This window comes from Verrucomicrobium sp. BvORR034, assembly GCF_000739635.1.
GTDB lineage: Bacteria > Verrucomicrobiota > Verrucomicrobiia > Verrucomicrobiales > Verrucomicrobiaceae > Verrucomicrobium.
Genome location: NZ_BATQ01000016.1, coordinates 75,175 through 95,991, shown reverse-complemented (window position 1 = coordinate 95,991; position 20,817 = coordinate 75,175). Strand labels below are relative to the sequence as shown.

Genomic DNA, 20,817 nt, shown 5'->3' with positions numbered 1-20,817 from the left:
TGGAGCGCGGGATTCAGGAAACCACTTGGAGTCTGATGCTCTTATTCTGTCATCGGTGAACAAAGATACGACGCCCGACAAGAAAGGCAATCGATTTTGAACTCGGTGGGCTGGGCGAAGCCTCTCACTTCTCCCGTTTCTTGGCCTTCTCTTTTTCTGCGTTCCGGTCTTCGCGCAGCCACTTGAGCAGGTCGGGCAGAAAGGCCTCGACGGGCAGGGCGTAGTTGGTGACACGGTCCACCCGGGCCACGTTGATGGCGATGGCGCGACCGTGGAGATCGAATACGGCACCGCCCATGTCCATGGGGCCCAGGGGCAGGTCGTGCTGGATGATCTCCGGGTAGTTGTCGGTGCGGAAGGAGGTGCCGTGATTCCCAAAGTCCTCGCCCGCCCAGTTCATGAGCACGCGGCTCTTGCTGGCGAGCCGCACCTCCGTCTCTTTGTCTGCGCCGGACCGGCGATACTTGATCTTGATCAGATCCCCTGGCTGCCGGCCCGACACGATGCGGGCCACGGCTTCATTCTTGGACACGCCCTTGCCATCCACTGCCAGGATGAGGTCATCCTTCAAGATGCCGGCCAGATTAGCCGGACTGTCTGCGGCCACTTCCTCCACCATGACACCCACATCGGCGTCATCCAGCCCGAAGCGTACGCCCAAGACCGCGCCAGAGTTGGGGATGGCTCGGCGGTTGGCGCTCACCACACCCAGCCGCACCTCGCTGCCATGCTCAGTGGGACTCACCACCCAGTGGCCGATGTCCAGCGAGAGCGATTCGCCCCAAGCGGCGGGCATAAAACCGGCCCGGTCCACTTTCAAGAGCAGCAGATTGAGCCGGTCATCCCGTTTGACCTCGCGCACCTCGGTGCTTGTTCCATCCGAAAGGAAGGCTCTCAGCGGCTTCAGCGGTTCCGCTTCGCTGGCGAGGGTGAGGATGTACCCGTCTGGCGTAGTCGCCACGCCAGTGAGCGTCTTGTCCTTGCTCTTGCCAAGCTGGATGGCGCTCTGCATGGCAAGGTTTTTCACTGGCTGGACCGCCTTGAGACTGGCTGCACCATTGGTGCGCAGCTCGTCGGGCAGGACTTCCTGGCTGAACGCGCTGCCGTCCAATACCCACCCGCCGACCAGTGCGAAGCAGACGAAAGAAACAAGCGACCGGCTGAAGCACCCCGGTTTTGGAAAAGATGGAATCAGTCGCATGATGCTCCTCTCGATACCGGCCTACTGCTCGGGACGCTGACCGAGCTTCACCTCCACAAACCTCTCCCCGTGGGGCGAGCGGATCTTAAGCGTGATCAACTGACCGGCCGTGCGATTGCGAATGGCCTGGGAGAAGTCCACCGGAGCGGCCAGCTTCTCATTGTTCACGCTCATGATGACATCGCCCTCCTTGAGGCCGGCCTTCATGGCGGGCGAGTCCGGGGCAATCGCCCGAATACTCAGGCCACCCTCGGCGGCCTCCGTGCTGAGGCCGATCCAGCCGCCACTGCCCTGAGCCCAAGCCGTGATGACCTGCCCCTTTTTCATGACCTCCCACGCGCGGAGGAAGGGGGCCATGCTGACGTGGAGGTTCTGATCCCGGCCCTGCCAGATCTGGCTGTGGATGCCGATGACATCCCCCTGAGGATTGAAAAGCGCCCCGCCGGAATCGCCGCCCATGAGCACGCAGTCGCTCTGGAGCATATTGGCCGCCACCTTGACGATGCGGCCGATGCGCAGCACGGGGCCGCGGGCGACGTCCCACCCGCCAGGATGGCCGAGGGCGTAGCACCAGTCGCCCACCTTCACCTCGCGAGTCTCCCGGCTGATGGAGACGTACGGCCAGGCTTTGGCCGGGGCGGGCAGCTGGATCATTGCGGAATCGGTGGCCGTATCCAGGCCCAGAGACGTGCCTTCCACCGAGCGGCCGTCGGAGAGGATAACCTTCACCTTGCGATTGGGCTCACCCGTCACATGGGCGGCTGTGAAAACGAGACCGTTGGGGCTCACGATGACGCCGCTCGCGGTCCCGCCCCCGCACTCAATGGCCACCAAGGCCTTCCGGGTGCGCTCCTGCACGGACTGAATCTGGGTCTGGAGGGTGAGCAAATCCTCCAGCGAGGTCTCGACGGTGGAGGGCCCAGCCAGGGAGAGGGATTGAGCCACAAGGAGGCCGCCCAGCCCAAGCAGGGAAAGGAGGCGGCGGGAAAACTGGCGGAACTTCACTAGGGTGGAAACGTAATACGACTCCCGCCGGATTCAAAGCTGATCCTGATGGACGGCTCGGGATCGTTTCTCGCGCCCGTTTGCAAACCCCCTCTCTTTGGTGCAAGCTGTGCGCCCCTATGCCCGAACTGAGCAAGACCTACACGTCCAACGAAGTGGAAGAGCGCTGGTATGCGCAATGGCTGGAGCGTGGCTGCTTCACCGCCGATCCCGCCCGCGTGAGCGATAAGCGCCCGGCCTACTCGATCGTCATCCCTCCGCCGAACGTGACGGGCATCCTCACCCTGGGGCACGTCCTGAACAACACCATCCAGGACATCCTGGCCCGCCGCGCCCGCATGCTGGGCAAAGAGGTGCTCTGGCTGCCGGGCACGGACCACGCCGGCATCGCCACCCAGAACGTGGTGGAAAAGACCCTCAAGAAGGACGGCTCCATCAAGCACCGCGACGACCTCGGCCGCGAGAAGATGGTGGAGAAGATCTGGGAGTGGAAGGAGAAGTTCGGCGGCATCATTCTCAAGCAGTTGCGCGCCCTCGGCGCCTCCTGCGACTGGTCGCGCACGCGCTTCACGATGGACGAAGAGTACTCCAAGTGCGTGACCAAGGTGTTCGTGGACCTGTACCAAAAGGGCCTGATCTACCGTGGCAAGCGCATGGTGAACTGGTGCCCCTCCGCCCTCACCGCCCTCAGCGATGAGGAGGTGGAGATGCGCCAGCAGAACGGTCACCTGTACTACTTCAAGGTGGAAGTGGTGGAAGAGCCGGGCACCTGGCTGACCATCGCGACCACGCGCCCGGAAACCATTCCGGGCGATACCGCAATCGCTGTGAGCCCGAAGGATGAGCGTTATGCCCATCTCATCGGCAAGCATGTGCGCCGTCCCCTGCCCCTGGAAAATCAGGCTGGCATCCCGATTGTGGCGGACGACCACATCGACCCACAGTTCGGCACGGGCGTGCTGAAGGTGACGCCGGCACACGACAAGGCGGACTTTGAGATCGGTCAGCGGCACAACCTGCCGCAGATCGACATCATGAACCCGAACGCCTCGATGAACGAGCTCGCTGGCAAGGACCTGCAAGGTCTGGACCGGTTCGAGGCGCGCAAGAAGGCCGTGGAACTGCTCCGTGAAATGGGCGACCTCGTGAAAGAGGAACCCTACCAGAATAACGTGGGCTACTCCGAGCGCGCCGGTGTGCCGATCGAGCCCCGCCTGAGTGAGCAGTGGTTCTTGAAGTACCCCAGCGTGCCCGCCTCCCAGGCCGTGGTGGCAGAGGGGCGCATGCGCTTCTTCCCCGACCGCTGGGCCAAGGTGTATGACCACTGGATGGGCGGCATTCAGGACTGGTGCATCAGCCGCCAGATCTGGTGGGGCCATCGTGTGCCCGTGTGGTATCGCGATGGAGAGGTGTACTGCGGCGAGACCGCGCCGGAAGGCGATGGCTGGACGCAGGATGCCGATGTGCTCGACACGTGGTTTAGCTCCTGGTTGTGGCCCTTTGCCACCATGGGCTGGCCCAAGGAAACCAACGACCTCAAGGCCTTCTATCCCACCACGGACCTCGTGACGGGGCCGGACATCATTTTCTTCTGGGTGGCCCGCATGATCATGGCTGGCTACGAGTGGATGGGTGAGATGCCGTTCAAGAACGTGTACTTTACCGGCATCATCCGCGACAAGCAGGGTCGCAAGATGTCCAAGTCCCTGGGCAACTCGCCGGATCCGCTGGAGCTGATCTCGAAGTTTGGCGCCGACGCCCTCCGCTTCGGCATCATGCGCAGCGCCCCTCTCGGTGCTGACGTGCTCTTCGATGAGAAGAACGTGGAACTGGGCCGCAACTTCTGCACGAAGCTGTGGAACGCCGCCCGCTTCCGTCAGATGCAAGGCGGAGCCTCAGAGGGTGAGATCAAGCCAGAGCTGCTGAGCAGCGACGACAAGTGGATCCTCGCCCGCCTCAGCGATGCCATTCAGGAAGTATCAACAGCCCTGGAAGAGTATCGCTTCAGCGATGCCGCCGCCACGCTCTACCGCTTCTTCTGGAGCGAGTACTGTGACTGGTACGTGGAGGCTACCAAGGCCGTGCTGAACGGCAGTGATGAAGCCCGCAAGGCCAACACCCTGGCGGTGATGGACTTCGTGCTCGGCCACACGCTGCGCCTGTTCCACCCCTTCCTTCCGTTCATCACGGAGGAGCTGTGGCAGGGCATGGGCTTCAACAAGGAAATGCCAGCCGACCAGGGAGGCGACACCATCATGTTCGCCCCGTGGCCCAAGTCATTCGACGAAGCCGAGCGCACCTACTTTGGCATCACGGCGGAGGAGGAGAAATTCGCTGCCGCCAAGCAAGAGGTGGTGAACCTCGGTCGCGGCCTCAAGAGCGGTGCCAACATCGCAAGCAACAAGCGCGTGCGCTTCGTGCTCAAGCCCGCTTCCGAACTGGCTGCTCACGAAGTGGAGGTGGTGAAGATCCTCCTCAATGCGGAGACGTTGGACCTCGATCCCGCCTATGCCGCGCCGAAGGGCACACCGGTGGTGCTCACGCCGTTTGGCGAGCTCTTCCTCCCGCTGGAAGGTCTCATCGACGTGGCCGCGGAGCGTGAGCGCGTGAAGAAGGAGATCGCCAAGGTGGAAGTGGAACTGGAAAAGGTGCGCGCCAAGCTGGCGGATGAAAACTTCACGTCAAAAGTGCCTGCCAAGGTGCTGGACGATCACCGCCAGCGTGAGACCGACTGGGCCGCCAAGCTGGGTCAGCTCCAGAAGATGGCGGAAGGACTGCAGTAAAATTCTGAACTGGGAATGATGAATTAGGAATTGAGCTTCGATGAGAGCTGGAAAGAGCACTATGGCGACATTTGATTCCCCACTTGCCGAAGCCATTCAGAACACCCGGGCGCATCTGCTGTCTCTGCGGAACGCCCGGGGGCACTGGGAGGGGCATCTTTCCAACAGTGCCCTTTCCACCGCCACGGCCATCGTGGCGCTGCATCTGGTAGATGCCCCGCTGCATTCGGCCCGCATCGCGCAGGGAGTGCGGTGGCTGGTGCTGCATCAAAACAAGGACGGCGGCTGGGGCGACACCACGCTGAGCAAGAGCAATCTCTCCACCACACTCCTGTGCTGGTCGGCCCTCAGCCTGTGCGAACCAGACCGCACCGAGCCCATCCAGCACTGCGAAGCCTGGATCGAGGAAAGAACGGGCTCCCTGGAGCCGGAGGTGATCTGCCGTGCGGTGGTAGCGCGCTATGGCAAGGACAAGACCTTCTCCGTGCCCATCCTCATGCTGTGCGCCATCGGCGGCCGGCTGGGACCGCAGAAAGAAGCGTGGTCCCGGGTGCTGGCCCTGCCGTTTGAGCTGGCAGCCATGCCGCGTGAATGGTTCGGGGCCATTGGCCTTCCGGTGGTGAGCTATGCGCTGCCTGCGCTGATCGCCATTGGCTATGCGCGGTTTTACCACGCACCGCCGTCCCTGCTCAATCCGCTGCATGCGCTCCGCAAGGCCCTCTGGCCGCGCATCAGCCCCATGTTGAAGCTTCTGCAGCCCAGCACGGGCGGCTATCTGGAGGCCACGCCGCTGACGAGTTTTGTCACCATGGCGCTCGCCAGCGCGGGAGAGAAGTTCCACCCCTGCGTCCTTGAAGCGATCCGGTTCCTGGAGGATTCTCAACGGACCGATGGAAGCTGGCCGATCGACACCAACCTCGCTACCTGGGGCACCACCCTTTCCACCAAGGCGCTCACCGCCACCCCGGAAGGTCGCGAAGCGCTGGACATCCCTGCCTTGAAATCCTGGCTGCTGGGGCAGCAGTATCAGGAAATACACCCCTTCACCAATGCCGCCCCCGGCGGCTGGGCCTGGACCGACCTGCCCGGCGGCGTGCCCGATGCGGACGATACCAGCGGGGCTCTCGTGGCCCTCTGGCATCTGTGCGAAGATGAAGCCGAACGCAGGACCCTCGCTCCTGCGGTGGCCAGAGGCGTGCGGTGGCTCATGGATTTGCAAAATCGTGACGGCGGCATCCCCACCTTCTGCCGTGGTTGGGGCACCCTGCCCTTTGACCGCAGCACTCCGGAGATCACGGCCCACACCCTGCATGCCTGGGGCTTGTGGCAGGACCATCTGGATCACGATCTGCGCGGTGAGCTCTCGAACCGTATCCTCCGGGCGCTTCAGTTCATCGCCCGCACGCCCAAGGTTTCAGGATCTCAGCCAGGGTTCAATCACGTGCCCCTTTGGTTTGGCAATGAACATGCCGCAGAAGAAGAGAACCACGTGTACGGCACGGCCCAGATCATGAATCACCTCCTGGGCTCGGGGCTGGGCGGACCCATCGTCTCCCGGATCCTCGCCACGGGAGACAGCAACTTGCGGGCCTGGCAAAAGGCTGAGGGCGGCTGGAGCGGCAGCGATGTCGGACCTGCCAGCCTGGAAGAGACCGCGGTCGCCGTGGCAGCGCTCGCGGGGTATGCCTCGCTCCACCGTGACCAGGCCACCTCTCCCTCCGCTGATGCCGCAGTGAAAGGTGCCCGATGGCTCGTCGATCATTCCTCGGCAGGGACCCGGTTTCCGTCTGCCCCAATTGGGCTGTACTTCGCCCGTTTGTGGTACCACGAACAGCTCTACCCCGTCTTCTGGACCCTGGGGGCGCTGCAGCAAGTGAGTCACCTGCTGCAATCCACCCGTCCCAGTGCTCTGGCGACAGTCTCCTGAGAGCACAGAGCGCTCCCCAAGTCTATCGTCCGGTGATGGTGGAAGGACTCTTCCGCACTTTCAGCAACACGGGGAAGCTGGTCGCCGCCGCGTCCGCCTTCACGGCATCATTGCGCGCGCTGCCCACCACCATGTGACAGAGACGGTCCTGCTCCGCCACCCAGGGGGCACAGGAGAGAAAGACTTCGCGCTCGTTTTCACCGGCACGGATCTGCACCCCATTGAGGCCAATGTTGTCCACAATGACCCCGTGAGGGAGGTTCTCGATGTCCACACCGATGAGAGCGTCATCGCCGCGACGGTCCACCCGCAGCCAGGCGGAGACCAGCTTGCCGGGCTCGATGGTGATTTCATAGGGCCCCGGAGGCGCGGTCCGGCCGTCTCCAGCAGGTTTACCCACCATATCAGGCTCGACGAACAGGGAGCGCTTCCCGGCTGCCGCCACAGCGATCTTCGGCAGGCCATTGACCTCCTTGACGGCTTCACGGCCATTGATGATGCCCTTGGCGGTCACCTTCACGCCGCTGAAGTCGTGATTGCCCACTTTGACCTCCGGCCGGGCGTACAACGCGCCCGCGGCGTCCAGATGCCCACCCTCCACGACGATGGGTGTGGACACATAGAACCCTTCCGGCACCCCGGACAGCTCCACTTGAACCGGTCCCTCGAAGCCGTCATCCCGATCCACCGTGACGGCAAACTGCACGCCCGAACCCGCGGGGACGGAAACAGTGGCAGGCATGCGAAGCCGCGGTGTGAAGTCGGGCTTAGGTTCCCGTACAATGAGCTGGTAAGCCTGACGCTCACTGCTCCAGCCACGGGTGTCACTCACGCGCACCTGATAGGTGCCATCTGCCGGGGCCACGAAGTTGAGGCGGGAGTCCCTGCCCAGCTTGCGCTCCCCGTCGTCGTCATTCATGTAGTACAGCGTGAAGACGGGCAGCCCGTTGGGGACGATGCGGGCGTCCAGCGCCCGGGGTTCCACCGCATAGCACAGGTCATCCAGTCCATGGCCCGCCGGGCTGGTGTTGAAGAACGCCCTCCGCTTGCCAGCTCCAGCGTAGTAAACCATGTCCGCATCCGGCCCACGGGCGAGGCGGTAGATCCTGAGCACCTCGCCATTGAAGTACATGTAGTCGTTCAGTTCCATTTCCGCGAACCTGCCCAAGCGGATGGCGGAATCGTTGGCATCTTCGCTGCGCAACGTGATCCCGGAGTCCTTCGTCGCCTGCATCTTGATCATCGGCACCAGCTCCCCTTTGGCGTCCAGGATCTCGAGCTTCGTATCGGCCGGTGAGCCCAGCACAGCAGCGCGTGTCTCAAAGACCAACTGCTGCCCTTTGACAGCCTCAAACGGGAACAGGTCCGCATCCGGCTGTCCCGGTCTGGTCGATTGCAGCCGGGCGTTCACCAGGCTGGGGACGGTCAGTTTCCGGGCATTTGCGACTTCGTCATTCGGCTCTTGTTCCGTCAGTTGGGGCAAAGAGCTCACTTGGACCCGCATGTTCACCCGGCTCCGATACTGGTCAGAATCCAGTGGCAGGCTCACCTCCCCCTCCGCTGGGCTGGTCACCATCACCTTCGAGTCCTTCAGATTGTAGCCCACGAGCTCGATACGGCTTTCCTGGTTGGGGGGCACCGCCAGCGGCCACCAGCCTGTGACATACGGCAGCACACCCGCCGTGAGGCGGTACACATGGTCCTCAGACCCGGCCAGGGTAATTTCCCGAACCAGGACCTTGTACTCCCCATCTGCTGGGGCGGTGAAGGCAACAAAGGGATCACTACCACTGTCCAGCCCGTTGTTGGCTGCCAGCAGGCGGCCGTCGGCATCCATCACCTCCAGACGAGGGGAGACGGCCATGGACTCGATGCGCGCAGCCGCCAGATCAAAGATCACCGTCTCGCCTTTCCTCGCCCCGAAGATCCAGGCATCCACCTGACCGGTCTGGCGAAGCGTTCCCCAGACATTGAGCGGCAGCGCGGGCAGACGGGTGCCTTTGTCAGACGGAACCCCCACGAGCTGGGGCAGATAGTCCACCAGCAGACGTTGCTTTGCGGTCTCCCCTCCCGCGGTCACCAGGGAAACGTCCACCTGGGTTCGCGGAACCTTGGCACCTGCATCGACCTCGATCTCGGCAGCGGTTCCCGTCTGGTTCACGGACACAACGGACGCCTTCAAATTCGCATGCCCGAGCTTCACCACGCTCAGGCCCTGCAGGTTCTTGCCCGTGACCTTCAATGTCGTTCGCGTGCCACTCTGCACCCCACGCGGTTCGAGACGCACCAGTTCCGGCTTGGCAGCAGGAGCTGGCTTGCTCTTGGCCATCGGTTTGGGAGTGGCCGGGGCGGGAGTTGCAGGCAACCCGGTGGAGATCAGATAAACGGCGAGCGAACCGTCGAGTCTGCCCACCAACAGCTTGTCGCCTCCCAGTGCCGCCATGGCCGGCACCCAGTCGGACTGCTGATCCATGAGATGTTCCTCGGTGTAGGTGGCGCTGTTCCAGATCTTCGCCGTACGGTCCGCAGCACTGGTGAAGATCTGCTTGCCGCCAGGCTCGAATCCGATGCTCAAGATCGCGCCTTCATGCGCATACCGGGTGGCCAGGAGCTGGTTGGTTCCTTCAACCGCCTCCGCGCTCACCTTCCACACGCGCAGCCGGTTGTCAGCACCTCCAGCAGCCAGCAAACGGCCATCGGGGGAGAAGGCCACGGCAGTCTGTTCCTTCAAGGGTTGGGAGAAAGTATCCAACCGGCGTCCCGTAGCCACCTCCCAGAGCTTGACCGTACGATCCGCACTCGCGCTGGCGAGGACCTTGCCATCGGGACGGAAGGCCAGACCGAACACTCCACCATTGTGCCCGGTGAGGGCGCGCACCTCCGCCCCGGTGCTCAGGTCCCAGAGCTTGATCTTCTGGTCGTAGCTTCCCGTCGCCAGCAGCTTGCCATCCGGAGAGATGGCCATGCCATACAGCGCATCCGAATGGCCCTCCAACTTTCGAACCAATGAACCATCTGCCGTCTTCCACTGGTAGGCGACACCGCTGACGCCGGGAGTGCCCGCCGCCGCAAAAACAAAAGCACCATCAGCGGAGAAGGCCACGGCATTCACCTTGCCCGCCACCTCCTTCATCTCCCGGACCGTCTGCAAGTTATTCGGGTCGATGAGGCGCACGTTCCCGTATCCGCCAGCCACCACCAGCTTGGCCGGGGCCGACGCACTCAACGAAAGTACGGACTTCTTGATGGCAGTACGCGGGGAGATTTTGGGCAGCGAAGCCAGGGCATCCGCAGGTTTGCCAGGCGCAGCGGGAGGATGGGCTCCGGCATCGATCCACTGCCGGATGACTGCGATCTCCTCCGGCTTCAAATGCTCCTTCTTGCCGGGAGGCATGAACTGGTTCTTGCCCTCGCGACCGCTGCGGCCTTCCAGGAACTTCACAAGCAGCGAATTCTGCGCATCCCCTGGGACCACCGCCTTGCCCGCCTTGCCGCCTTTGATCAATGCGTCAAAGGTATCGAGGGCAAACTCCCCGTCTGCATCATCCGCCGCGTGACAGTCCACACAATGCTCCTGAAACAGAGGCCCAATCCTGGCCTCATAGTCCACCGGAGCCGGGGCGGCATGAAGGCCTGCCAGAGCCATCACTGGGATCGCAGAAAGATGTCGGAAGAAAGGCATGCGGCAGGACGGGATCAATGATTGAAAAGAAATTCACGTGAGCTCATGAGCCCCCAGAAGACGTCCTCCAGGACCATGCGCTTCTCCGCGGGCGTAGCAGCCTCGGACAGAACCTTCAGCACCCCCTGACGTTCTTTGTCCGTCGGCGGACGGCTGACGCACCCGAGGTAGGCATCCTCCACCAGTTCGATATCGGGACGGCCGGAGGCAAGCAACGTTCCAATACGATTGTCCGGCTTGGCCAGCTTAAGGTTCAGGGTGTCGCCATTGGCAATGTGCAGGGCCTGGGCCATGCTGGGCTCGTTGGTCCGCTCGCAATCGCAGGTCTGCACCCGGTCCGGCCTGCCAAAGCTATCCAGGAAATAACTTGAAGTGTGGGAGTCCGGCAGCTGGAGCGCCCGGTAGCCCATGGGGTAGGCGCTGCCGATGCCCTTGTTGGCGTTGCGTTTGTCCATGTTGAAGGACGTGGGCACCGCCGTGACCTGGGAAACCGCATCCAGCATGACCTCCGCCATGAGCCGGCGTGGATAGTAGCGGGAGTAGTAGCGGGTGTCCCCCTGGTTCTCCGGCAAGGCCACGCTGCTGCGCTGGTAGGTCTCGCTTTCCAGGATGGTGCGGATGAGCGCCTTGAGATCAAACTTCTGCTTCACCAGGTGCGATGCCGCCGCGGAGAGGAGCGTCTCATTGCTGGCGGGGTTCGTCATCCGCAGATCATCCACGGCCTCCACCAGCGCAACGCCAAAGAAGTTCTTCCAGACGCGATTGGTGATGGCGCGGGAGAAGTACGGATTCTCCGGAGCCGTCAGCCAGTCGGCCAGGGGCTTGCGCCGATCCAGGGTGGCAGCCAGGGCCACAGGCTTGGCATCCAGCGGGGTGGGAGCAAGCGCCTTGCCGGAAAGGGGCTGCACCAGATCTCCATCGGTGCTGGCAAACACCACCCGCTCATCCGCCACCGCTCCGTTCTTGGATCGAACCCGGGAGAAGAGGTTGGCAAAGGCGTAGTACTGGTCGTGCGTCCACTTCTCCATGGGGTGGTTGTGGCACTTCGCACAGGCAATGGACATGCCCATGAAGGCGGTGGAGACCGTCTCCGCCAGGCGGGTGGGCTCATCGTGCAGGGTGAAGAAATTCCCGGCACCGTTCTCCAGAGTGCTGCCCGTGGAGGTCAGCAGGTCCCTCACCATCACATCCCATGGAGTGTTCTGCTCCACATTGCGACGGATCCACTGGTAGTAGCTCCACATGGGCTGGACCGGGAGCTTGTCACTGTTGACCAGCAGCAGGTCGCTCCACTTGTAGCTCCAGTAGTCCACGAACTCCGGCCGCTCCAGCAGCGACTGGATGAGGCGATCCCGCTTCGCAGGTCGGGCGTCCGAGACAAAGGTCCGGGTCTCATCCGGCGTCGGAAGAATGCCCAGCGTATCGAGGAAGGCCCGGCGGATGAACTCTGCGTCAGTGCACTGCCCGGAGGGAGGAAGGTTGAGCTCCTTGAGCTTGGCCAGCACCTCGTGGTCGATGAAATTACGTGGCTTGAATTCATCAAACGCCACGGCAAGGGGCGGGTGCTCGTACGGTGCCGTGATGGTGGCGATGGCGAGCTGGCTGAGGTACCAGGCCGTCACCGTCCCTTCGCCGTTGCCCACGACCTTCACCACCCCGTCGTCATCCACCGTCGCCACAGAGGTATTGCCCGCGGTGTACTTGGCCCACCTGGTGACATCCTCCTCCCTGCCGTCGTTGAAGCGGGCTGTCACCTTGAGCGGTTGCCGTTGTCCGTTCTTCACGGAGGCGTGCAAGGGGCTCACCGTGATCTTCTGGATGCGGGCATCCTGCTCCTGGGGTCCGGGGGCACCATGAGCGATCCAGTCCGCGAGCACTTGATACTCCGGCCAGCTTTCCTTGATCTTCTCCCCGCCCTTGTGCGGCACGCGCTTGGTCGCCTTGAGCAGGAGAAGGCTCTGAGCGGGATCTTCGACCGTGACCCTGCGACCCTGCGCAGAACGGGTGATGCTCAGGTAGTCCCCCGCATCATCATACCCTCGCAGGGAAAGACGAAAGCCCCCCTGTCCGGCCGCAGACCCATGACAGGCCCCGCTGGAGCAGCCGTAGCGCGCCAGGATGGGCTGGATCTGGTTGCGGAAGGAGGGAGCCGCCTCCTGGGCATGAGCGCCGGAGGCGGTGACCAGCAGGAGGACAGATGAAACAACAAGTGAAAAGCGGCCCGGCATGCAGCGGAGGGGAGTGAAAAGCAGAGACAAAAACTAGAAGAGCTGGCGGATCGGGTCGAAACCGCGGTCCACCACCGGGAAGGGCCGGTTCTGCGGCCCGGGCAGCTCGGTCTCCAGGTCAATGCCCAGCGACTCGTAGATCGTGGCCACGACATTGGCGGGAGCCGCCGCGTGTTCCGCGGGGTAGGCACCGATCTCATCGCTGCGACCGATCACGCGGCCACCTTTGACGCCGCCGCCGGCGAAACCCACGGTCCACACCCCCGGCCAGTGATCCCGGCCTCCGGCGGGATTGACCTTGGGCGTACGGCCAAACTCCGCCAGATTGCAGACGAGCGTGTTGTCCAGCATCCCACGCTGGTGCAGGTCCTCAATGAGGGCGCTGTAGCCCTGGTCGTACATGGGAGCCACGAGATCGCGCATGCCTTCGATGCTGGTGAAGGGCTTGCTGCCGTGAATGTCCCAGGTGATCTCGTTGAACACCGTGATGAAGCTGTTCACCGTGACAAACCGAACTCCACGCTCCACCAGACGGCGGGCCAGCAGGCAGCACTGGCCAAAGCGGTTCATCCCATAACGCTCGCGCACCGCCGGCTTCTCCTGCGTGAGGTCAAACGCCTCCCGGGCCGCGCTGCTGGTCATGAGCCGGTAGGCATCGTGGAAGTTCGTGTCCATGAGCTTGGCGGACTCGCTGGCCTCGAAGTTCTTCACTGACTGGTCCACCATGTCCCGCAGGGCGCGGCGACGGGCGAGTCGCACCTCGCTGATCTCCTGCGGAGGCAGCAGATCCGGCACCTTGAAATCTTTGGCGGAAGGGTCCGCATTCAGCACGAACGGATCATAGGTCTTGCCGAGGAAGCCTGCGTCCTGCCCGTGAGGCATGTTGCCACCAGTGGGGCCCATCGGCTCCGGCAGAATGACGTGCGCGGGCAGCTCAGAATTGCGACCTTTGAGGAACTCCAGGGCACAGCCCACATGCGGGGTATTGATGCCGCCGCTGAAGAGGCGACCCGTCTGCATCATCTGGTGCCCGGTATCATGCACCGCTGCCGCATTGTGATACACACTGCGCACGAGGGAGAACTTGTCCGCAATCTTCGCCATGTGCGGGAAGATCTCCGTGAGCTGGATGTCAGGGCAGTTGGTGCGGATGGTCTTAAAAGGGCCGCGCACTTCCCGAGGAGCGTCCGGCTTGGGATCCCAGGTATCGATCTGGCTGGGCGCGCCAAGATTGAAGATCATGATGCAGGCCCGATCATCTTTCTTTTTGTCCACCACACCGGAGGCCCGGAGAGCGTTGAACTGGGGCAACGACAGCCCAATCGCCCCCAGTGCGCCCGCTTGCAGGAAGTCGCGCCGCGATACGCCGTCGCAGGTGGAGATGGAGCCTTTTGCAGAGAACTTGAACATGCCTGGAAGAAGGGGTGAGGGTCTGAACTGCCCGATATTACGGGCTCAGAGCGGTTTCTTGAATGGAGAAAGCTGGGCGGGCCATGGAGTATCTGCGCAGCCTTTTGCCGCCTCTTTCGAGCCAACCCACAGGGTATGCTCCGAGTTCGGAACAAGTATTAGTTCCAAACCGCCGCCAGGGTCATGCTCGCTCCGTCAGCGCCACTTCCGGACTGACTCCCCTATCGAAACATCCAGCTTCCCAAATCCTATGATCACTGTACGCAAATCCAATGACCGCGGCCACGCCAACCACGGCTGGTTGGACTCCAAGTTCAGCTTCAGCTTCGCCGAGTACGAAGATCCAAAGCATGTCCACTTCCGCAGCCTGCGCGTCATCAATGAAGACCGCATCGCCCCTGGAGGCGGCTTCCCCACCCACCCCCACCGCGACATGGAAATCTTCAGCTACGTGCTGGAGGGAACCCTGCAACACGCCGACAGCATGGGTAACGGCCGTGCGCTCAAGCCAGGCCAGATCCAGCTCATGAGCGCTGGCCAGGGCGTGCGCCACAGCGAGTACAACCCCTCCCAGACCGAGCCGACTCACATGCTGCAAATGTGGATCTTCCCCGAGCGCCGCGGGCTCACCCCGAGCTACACGGAGTGGCACCCGAAGCCAGAGCATGACACACAGTCCAAAGTGCTGGTCATCTCAGAAGACGGGCGGGAAGACTCTGCGGTCATCCACCAGGATGCGAGCATCTACCGGCTGAAGATCAAGGCAGGCGAGGAAATTACGCACGATCTCGCCGCCGGACGCGGGGTGTGGCTGCAGCTTGCCAAGGGCAGTCTGAGTGTGAACGGCAACTCACTGGTCGCTGGCGACGGGGCCAGCAGCGAGACGGCTGGCACTCTCACCATCAAGGCTGACCAGGATGCCGAGGGCATCTTGTTTGACCTGGGTTGATCCCTCGACAGGCTTCGGGAAAAGTGCCGCAGGCGCAGGCCTGCGGCACTTTTTTGTTCTGGCCACCCGTGGCTGGTTCCGTATTCATCCCTGTCACCCTCATGAGCATCCCGCTGCACCTTTACGATCCCCGCCGGGGAGAGCCCGCCTTCCGTGTGGAAAGGCTGGAGGACCTGCGGTGGCCGGAGGGTGCCCAGCGTGCCAATTATTTCACGGTGCTATGGCTGCCCCAAGGAGGCACTTACCACGCGGGAGAGACCACCCACGCTCTGTCCGGAGCCGCGTTGATCTTCTTCCAGCCTTACCAGATTTTTCATGTGGAGAGCTTCCGCGCTGCACGGGTGGAGGGCACCGTCTTGCAGTTCCACGCGAACTTCCTCTGCATCGAGACCCATCATGATGAGATCGGCTGCAATGGGGTGCTCTTTAATGAAGTGTATGGTGCGCCCCACGTTCCTGTGGACGGCGAACTGGTCGAGAACATCACGGACCTCCTGACTCAGATGCGCCGCGAACTGGACCAGGGTGGTCTGGCCCATACGGAACTCCTGGTCTCCTATCTGAAGGTGCTGCTCATCAAAGCCACCCGACGCAAACTTGAACTCGGGGCCGGGGGGGAAGGCACGCCGCTGGGTCGATCCCCGGAGGTGGTGAGCCGCTTCATCGAACTCGTGGAGCAGCACTATCAAAAGCTGCATGCACCTGCCGACTACGCGACGATGCTTCATCTCACCCCCAAGGCTCTGGGTCGCGCCGTGAAACGCGCACTGGGACGCACACCCACGCAGATCGTGAAAGAGCGCTTCGTCAAACACGCCCAGTGGCAGCTGCTGCATACCCTTCGTCCGGTGAAGGAGATCGCTGCGGAAGTCGGGCTGGAAGATGAGTTCTACTTCAGCCGCCTGTTCAAGCAGGCCATCGGGCTTTCCCCGGTGAAGTACCGTGAATTCGAGACGGCGATTCGCGGCGGGCGCAATCTGTCCATGTAGTGGCTCCTGGCATCCATGGTTTGCGGCACACGCAGGCGATACCGTGGCCCATGAATCTCTATTCGCGCTTTCTCACGCTGGCAGCAGGCTCAGAACGGCTGGGAATGACTCTTACCCGCCTGGGCCTCGTGGTGGTGCTCCTGTGGATCGGCGGGCTCAAGATCTTCAAGTATGAGGCAGATGGCATTGTGCCCTTCGTGGCCAACAGCCCACTCATGAGCTTCCTCTACAAACACCCGGCACCGGAATACAAGACCCATATGAATGCCGAAGGCCAGTTCGTGCCGCAGAACCGGGCCTGGCATGAGGAGAACCGCACCTATGAGTTCTCCTACGGCCTGGGTGCCGTGATCGTCATCTACGGGCTGCTGCTCTGCCTTCATCCCTGGTCACCCGGACTGGCCGCAGTGGGGAGCTTTCTCGTCGCGGTGATGTCTCTGGTCACGCTGTCGTTCCTCATCACCACGCCCGAGTCCTGGGTGCCTGCACTGGGTGATACGGAGCACGGCTTCCCCTACCTCAGCGGGCGTGGGCGCCTCGTGGTGAAAGACGCCATCATGCTGGGGGCAGCGCTGGTCACCATGGCGGATTCGGCCAGGGCGGCGCTCGCGGTACGAGGAAAATAGCATCGACCGGGATGGACTGGGGTGATCGTGCCCTGCTCCAATTTCCCGGCCTTGGGTTGACGCTGGCAAAAGAGGCGGGGCGATTTTCTCCTTGAATCCCCCATCGCCCGCCGCTAGGACGTGCAGCAGGACTTCATCCTGCGCTCCTGCATGCCCATCCCAAAAATTCTCCACCAGATGTGGCGTGACGAGGCGCTGCCAGAGAGGTGGGCGGCCCTGCGCAGCACCTGGGCTAACCATCTCCCGGAGTGGGAGCACCGGCTCTGGACAGATGCCTCCCTACGGGAGTTTGTCGCCACCTGCTATCCGGACTTTTTGCCGGTGTACGACGGGTATGGATCCGGCATCATGCGAGCCGATGCGGCAAGGTATCTCCTGCTGGACCACTTTGGCGGGGTCTATGCCGATCTGGACACGGAGTGCCTAAGACCGCTCGAACCACTCCTGTCAGGTGAACGGCTGCTGCTGCCGTTGGAACCAGAGCTGCATCTGTCGGCCAAAGTTTCCGCTTCGGCGGGCATGCGCCGCATTGTGGGAAACGCCTGGATGGCCTCTGAACCCGGTCATCCCTTCTGGAAGCTGGTGGTGGCGGAGATGACACAACGCCGCAAGAACACGGGCCCGCTGGATGCCACTGGCCCCTTCCTGCTGACCCACGTCACACACGGTTGCGAGCAACCTGAATGGCGGCCCAAGCTGCTTCCCAGCGAGTCTGTGCAGCCCGCGACCAATCAAGATGGAGAGTGGCTGAAGGCCCGGGAACCCGGCTCTCCTCACTGGTATGGCCCTGGCACCTATGCCCTGCACTACTGGGACGGCACCTGGTGGCGAAAGGGACATGAGCAGACGCGCCTGTTCCTGCTGCGCTCGGCCTCGCCTCTGGTGTCCGGAGTGCTCAATGAACCCAAGACAGCCTCTTTGGCAGAGGCTGCCGGATACCGTCCGCTGGTCTCCTGCCTCATGGTCACGGGACGGCGACGGGAGCTGGCCGGACAGGCGGTTGCTGCCTTTCGACGGCAGACCTACGCCAACCGTGAACTGGTGGTGATCGATGACTCAGGCAATGACCTACCCCCTTTTGTCCAGGATGATGACGGGGGTCGCATCCGGTGGATCCAGATGCCGCCCGAAGGCAAGCCTCTGGGCGCTCTGCGGAATCTGGCACTGGCCGAGGCACGCGGAAGCCTGCTCTGCCAATGGGATGACGATGACCTCTCCAGTCCAGCGAGGCTGGAACGTCAGGTCATGGCGATCTTTGCCAGCGGAGCGGATGCCTGCGGCCTGAACCGCCTGCAGATGTGGTGGCCGGCCCGCAGCCGGTTTGCCATTTCATCGAACCGCATCTGGGAATGCGCCCTAATGTGGCGGCGCGGCACCATCACGGCGTATCCCGAGCTCCGCGCCGGCGAGGACACCCCGCCTGTCCAGGAGCTGGCCGCGAAGGGACGCATCTGCATGCTGGATGCCCCCACGCTCTACACTTACATCTGCCACGGCCAGAACACCTTCTCAGAGGCTCACTGGGACTCACTCTGGATGGCGGCCAGCCAGCACTGGGAGGAGTCGGCTTGTGAGACGAGATTGCGCATCATGCAGCCCGCGCTCCCGGTGCATGAGTACCTGCTGGCGTTGGGCTTGCCGGGACTGTCAGCGACCCCATCCCTTGCCCTGTCACCGCGGCCTGTTCCTGCGGCGACCATTGCGTCCGTGCCACCAATTCGTTCCACAGTCTCCATCACCCGAGAACTGCCCAAGATCCTGATTGCCACGCCGGTCAAGGACGCCGTGCCGTTTCTCGGTCCTTTCTTCGCCAACCTGCTGCGCACGGACTACCCCCTGGACAAGATCTCCCTGGCACTGCTGGAAAGCGACAGCCGTGACGCCACGGCGGCGGTCGCACGTGAGCATCTGGCAGCGCATGGCCACCGGCTGGCAGGCACTCGCTTGCTCCAGCGTGACTACGGCTTTCAACTGAAGGGAGAACGCTCGCAACCCTCCCTGCAAAGGCAGAGGCGCACCGTGCTCGCCCAAAGCCGGAATACGCTGGTGGAAAGCGCGCTGGATGACGAGGCGTGGGTCCTGTGGATCGATGTGGACTTGCTGAAATGGCCGGCTGATGTGCTGCTCAGGCTATTGGATTCAGGTCACCAGATTGTGTGCCCGAACTGCGTGAAGGGCGTGTATGGCGGCCCCTCGTTTGACCTCAACAGCTTTGTGTTCAAAGACAAGGCGCTGCGCGACGGCCCCGAGCATCTCCTGGACGGGCTCTACCAACCACCCGCGGGACTGAGCCGGAAGTATCTGGATGCGTTTCGGGATCAGGAGGAGGTGGAACTGGACGGGGTGGGAGGCACCATGCTGCTGGTCGAGGCGGACCTGCATCGCCACGGGCTGCGCTTCCCAGCCATGCCATATCGTGGGTTCGTGGAAACTGAAGGCCTCGCCCAGATGGCCCAGGACTTCGGGGTGACGTGCTGGGGCCTGCCCAAGGTGGAGATCGTGCACCCCTGACCGTCATGGCCCTGCTGACACTCACCTCCACTGGCACGCTGGGAGACCACTTCCCCTTCCTGGCACTCGGACGGAGGCTGGTAGAGCGGGGGCATATCGTGAGATATGCGGGGCCGGAATACCTCCGGCTCCACGTGGAGAGCTGCGGCATGCAACTCCATCCCACCCGCCGCGAACAGGACCCCACCACGGTGCGAAACAAACCGGAGGCCTTCGACCATTGGCTGCCGGAGAAAGGAGGCCCTCCTGACGTGAGGGATCGCACCACCGGCGTGAACCAGCCGGAGCTTCATGAAAAGCTTGGGTTCGATGAAATGCTGGAAGACGTGACGGCCGCCTGTGCCGGGGCTGACCTGCTGGTGTGCTCGCGACTTCAGTCGATCGGTCGCATGGTGAGTGATCTCGCCGGCATCCCGTGGATCACGGTCTGCGTGCTCCCCTGGCTCTACCCGGCTCCCGGCACGGCGGCGGCGGCAGGCATCGCCGCCCGTGAGGAGCGGGATGCCACCCAGCCGTGGACCCGCCGCTATCGAGACCGCATTCATGCTCTGCGGCGCCAACTGGGGCTTGCGGAGGTCCCGGTGGCAGACGAGCGCGATCTCTTTGTCGCCCCCCGGGTGCTCCTGGCCACGCATCCGCTTTTTGGCGTACCCGCGGTGGAAACCGGACGGGAGATTGTGCAAACGGGATTTTGGCTCCACGAACCTCCGCATTGGGAGGGTCGGGATCCGGCGGACTCTCTTGCGAACCTTCTGGAGGGCCAGCCTGCTCCTCTGGTCCTGGCCTTCAGCAGCCAGCCGCTGGCCCACCCGGAACGGGTGCTGGACCTGCATCTGGAAGCCGCGAGACTCTTGCGACGTCCCCTGGTGGCGCAGGCAGGTTGGGCGGCTCTGCGGAGTGACGCCTTTCAATCAGCCTGCGCCAGAGGGGAGGCGGCCCTGCTAACTGAAGGTCCTCAGCACCGACTCTTTGCCCAGGCGGCGGCGGTCATCACCCATGGTGGCATCGGCACCGTGGCCCGTGCGATCACGGCAGGCACTCCGCTGCTGATCGAGCCGTATGGGAACGACCAGTTCTACAATGCCCGGCAGGTGGTTAGCTTGGGGCTCGGCGCTGCCGTGAATCCACACCAGCTGACCGCCCCGGCATTGGCTGAGGTGCTGGAGACTCGGGTGCTAACAGAAGAAAATCGAAGCCGCGCCAGTGAATTGGCGCCGCACTTCGATTCAAATTCGGCCCTGAAGACGGCCTGCGTCCAGATCGAGCGATGGCTGCACCGCCAGCCTGATTAAACGTTGGTCAGGGGAGGCACCGTGTTCACCACGTCCACCTCAAGAATCGCGTCCAGTTCGTCCAGGCTCAAATCGAGCATGACAGGGGAGGTGGCAACGGTGGCGAAGTCAGCGGGGCTGTCGAATTCCATATGATGTGACGTTGATGAGTTGCGGTTAGGAAAAGGGATCGAAGAAACCCCGTCAAGAGAATAATTTATGGCACGCAGCGATC

General features: G+C 62.8%; 13 protein-coding genes. 7 read left to right on the top strand and 6 right to left on the bottom strand.

Going from position 1 to position 20,817, the window contains the following annotated elements:
* Window positions 1–124: 124 nt before the first annotated feature.
* Both BV034_RS03620 and BV034_RS03615 read right to left on the bottom strand, forming a co-directional pair.
* On the bottom strand, window positions 125–1,201 hold the full coding sequence (locus BV034_RS03620; protein WP_081887554.1) for a S1C family serine protease: 1,077 nt from the start codon (window positions 1,199–1,201) through the stop codon (window positions 125–127).
* Between the two features lie 21 nt (window positions 1,202–1,222).
* The gene (locus BV034_RS03615) at window positions 1,223–2,206 is read right to left on the bottom strand and encodes a S1C family serine protease (RefSeq protein WP_050024207.1); all 984 of its coding nucleotides are present in this window, start codon (window positions 2,204–2,206) and stop codon (window positions 1,223–1,225) included.
* 119 nt (window positions 2,207–2,325) lie between these two features.
* Between BV034_RS03615 and BV034_RS03610 the strand changes: the two genes are divergently transcribed.
* Window positions 2,326–4,989 carry a valine--tRNA ligase gene (locus BV034_RS03610; RefSeq protein ID WP_050024205.1) on the top strand — a complete coding sequence of 888 codons (2,664 nt, stop codon included), beginning with the start codon at window positions 2,326–2,328 and terminating at the stop codon, window positions 4,987–4,989.
* Window positions 4,990–5,050: 61 nt separating this feature from the next.
* Window positions 5,051–6,916, top strand: a complete 1,866-nt coding sequence (locus tag BV034_RS03605; protein WP_050024203.1) for a prenyltransferase/squalene oxidase repeat-containing protein — start codon at window positions 5,051–5,053, stop codon at window positions 6,914–6,916.
* Between the two features lie 22 nt (window positions 6,917–6,938).
* On the opposite strand, the gene BV034_RS03600 is transcribed toward BV034_RS03605, so the two are convergent.
* Genes BV034_RS03600 through BV034_RS03590 form a run of 3 tightly spaced genes read right to left on the bottom strand, consistent with a single transcriptional unit; the run spans window position 6,939 to window position 14,236 of the window.
* Window positions 6,939–10,598 (bottom strand): c-type cytochrome domain-containing protein, encoded by a 3,660-nt coding sequence (locus tag BV034_RS03600; protein WP_265592584.1) that lies wholly within the window; start codon window positions 10,596–10,598, stop codon window positions 6,939–6,941.
* 14 nt (window positions 10,599–10,612) lie between these two features.
* The gene (locus tag BV034_RS03595) at window positions 10,613–12,826 is read right to left on the bottom strand and encodes a DUF1549 domain-containing protein (protein WP_050024201.1); all 2,214 of its coding nucleotides are present in this window, start codon (window positions 12,824–12,826) and stop codon (window positions 10,613–10,615) included.
* Window positions 12,827–12,859: 33 nt separating this feature from the next.
* Window positions 12,860–14,236: a DUF1501 domain-containing protein gene (locus BV034_RS03590; protein ID WP_050024199.1), complete on the bottom strand. Its 1,377-nt coding sequence runs from the start codon at window positions 14,234–14,236 to the stop codon at window positions 12,860–12,862.
* Window positions 14,237–14,486: 250 nt separating this feature from the next.
* Here BV034_RS03590 and BV034_RS03585 point away from each other — a divergent pair, with 250 nt between their 5' ends.
* The 5 genes from BV034_RS03585 (at window position 14,487) to BV034_RS03565 (ending at window position 20,603) form a co-directional block, all read left to right on the top strand.
* Window positions 14,487–15,185, top strand: a complete 699-nt coding sequence (locus BV034_RS03585; protein ID WP_050024197.1) for a pirin family protein — start codon at window positions 14,487–14,489, stop codon at window positions 15,183–15,185.
* A gap of 101 nt (window positions 15,186–15,286) precedes the next feature.
* A complete protein-coding gene (locus BV034_RS03580) occupies window positions 15,287–16,174 on the top strand; it encodes an AraC family transcriptional regulator (protein WP_050024265.1) in 888 nt (295 codons plus the stop codon).
* Window positions 16,175–16,224: 50 nt separating this feature from the next.
* Window positions 16,225–16,800 carry a DUF417 family protein gene (locus BV034_RS03575; RefSeq protein ID WP_050024194.1) on the top strand — a complete coding sequence of 192 codons (576 nt, stop codon included), beginning with the start codon at window positions 16,225–16,227 and terminating at the stop codon, window positions 16,798–16,800.
* Between the two features lie 150 nt (window positions 16,801–16,950).
* A complete protein-coding gene (locus BV034_RS03570) occupies window positions 16,951–19,311 on the top strand; it encodes a glycosyltransferase (protein WP_063768669.1) in 2,361 nt (786 codons plus the stop codon).
* Window positions 19,312–19,316: 5 nt separating this feature from the next.
* Entirely contained in the window at window positions 19,317–20,603 is a 1,287-nt protein-coding gene (locus BV034_RS03565; RefSeq protein ID WP_050024190.1) for a glycosyltransferase, read from the top strand.
* On the opposite strand, the gene BV034_RS35600 is transcribed toward BV034_RS03565, so the two are convergent.
* Window positions 20,600–20,734 carry a hypothetical protein gene (locus BV034_RS35600; RefSeq protein WP_265592583.1) on the bottom strand — a complete coding sequence of 45 codons (135 nt, stop codon included), beginning with the start codon at window positions 20,732–20,734 and terminating at the stop codon, window positions 20,600–20,602. The genes BV034_RS03565 and BV034_RS35600 overlap by 4 nt on opposite strands.
* Window positions 20,735–20,817 lie beyond the last annotated feature (83 nt).

Bases quoted from the DNA above. Each gene is read 5' to 3' on its own strand.
- BV034_RS03620 (WP_081887554.1), bottom strand. From the start codon at position 1,201: ATGCGACTGATTCCATCTTTTCCAAAACCGGGGTGCTTCAGCCGGTCG.
- BV034_RS03610 (WP_050024205.1), top strand. From the start codon at position 2,326: ATGCCCGAACTGAGCAAGACCTACACGTCCAACGAAGTGGAAGAGCGC.
- BV034_RS03605 (WP_050024203.1), top strand. From the start codon at position 5,051: ATGGCGACATTTGATTCCCCACTTGCCGAAGCCATTCAGAACACCCGG.
- BV034_RS03600 (WP_265592584.1), bottom strand. From the start codon at position 10,598: ATGCCTTTCTTCCGACATCTTTCTGCGATCCCAGTGATGGCTCTGGCA.
- BV034_RS03595 (WP_050024201.1), bottom strand. From the start codon at position 12,826: ATGCCGGGCCGCTTTTCACTTGTTGTTTCATCTGTCCTCCTGCTGGTC.
- BV034_RS03590 (WP_050024199.1), bottom strand. From the start codon at position 14,236: ATGTTCAAGTTCTCTGCAAAAGGCTCCATCTCCACCTGCGACGGCGTA.
- BV034_RS03585 (WP_050024197.1), top strand. From the start codon at position 14,487: ATGATCACTGTACGCAAATCCAATGACCGCGGCCACGCCAACCACGGC.
- BV034_RS03580 (WP_050024265.1), top strand. From the start codon at position 15,287: ATGAGCATCCCGCTGCACCTTTACGATCCCCGCCGGGGAGAGCCCGCC.
- BV034_RS03575 (WP_050024194.1), top strand. From the start codon at position 16,225: ATGAATCTCTATTCGCGCTTTCTCACGCTGGCAGCAGGCTCAGAACGG.
- BV034_RS03570 (WP_063768669.1), top strand. From the start codon at position 16,951: ATGCCCATCCCAAAAATTCTCCACCAGATGTGGCGTGACGAGGCGCTG.
- BV034_RS03565 (WP_050024190.1), top strand. From the start codon at position 19,317: ATGGCCCTGCTGACACTCACCTCCACTGGCACGCTGGGAGACCACTTC.
- BV034_RS35600 (WP_265592583.1), bottom strand. From the start codon at position 20,734: ATGGAATTCGACAGCCCCGCTGACTTCGCCACCGTTGCCACCTCCCCT.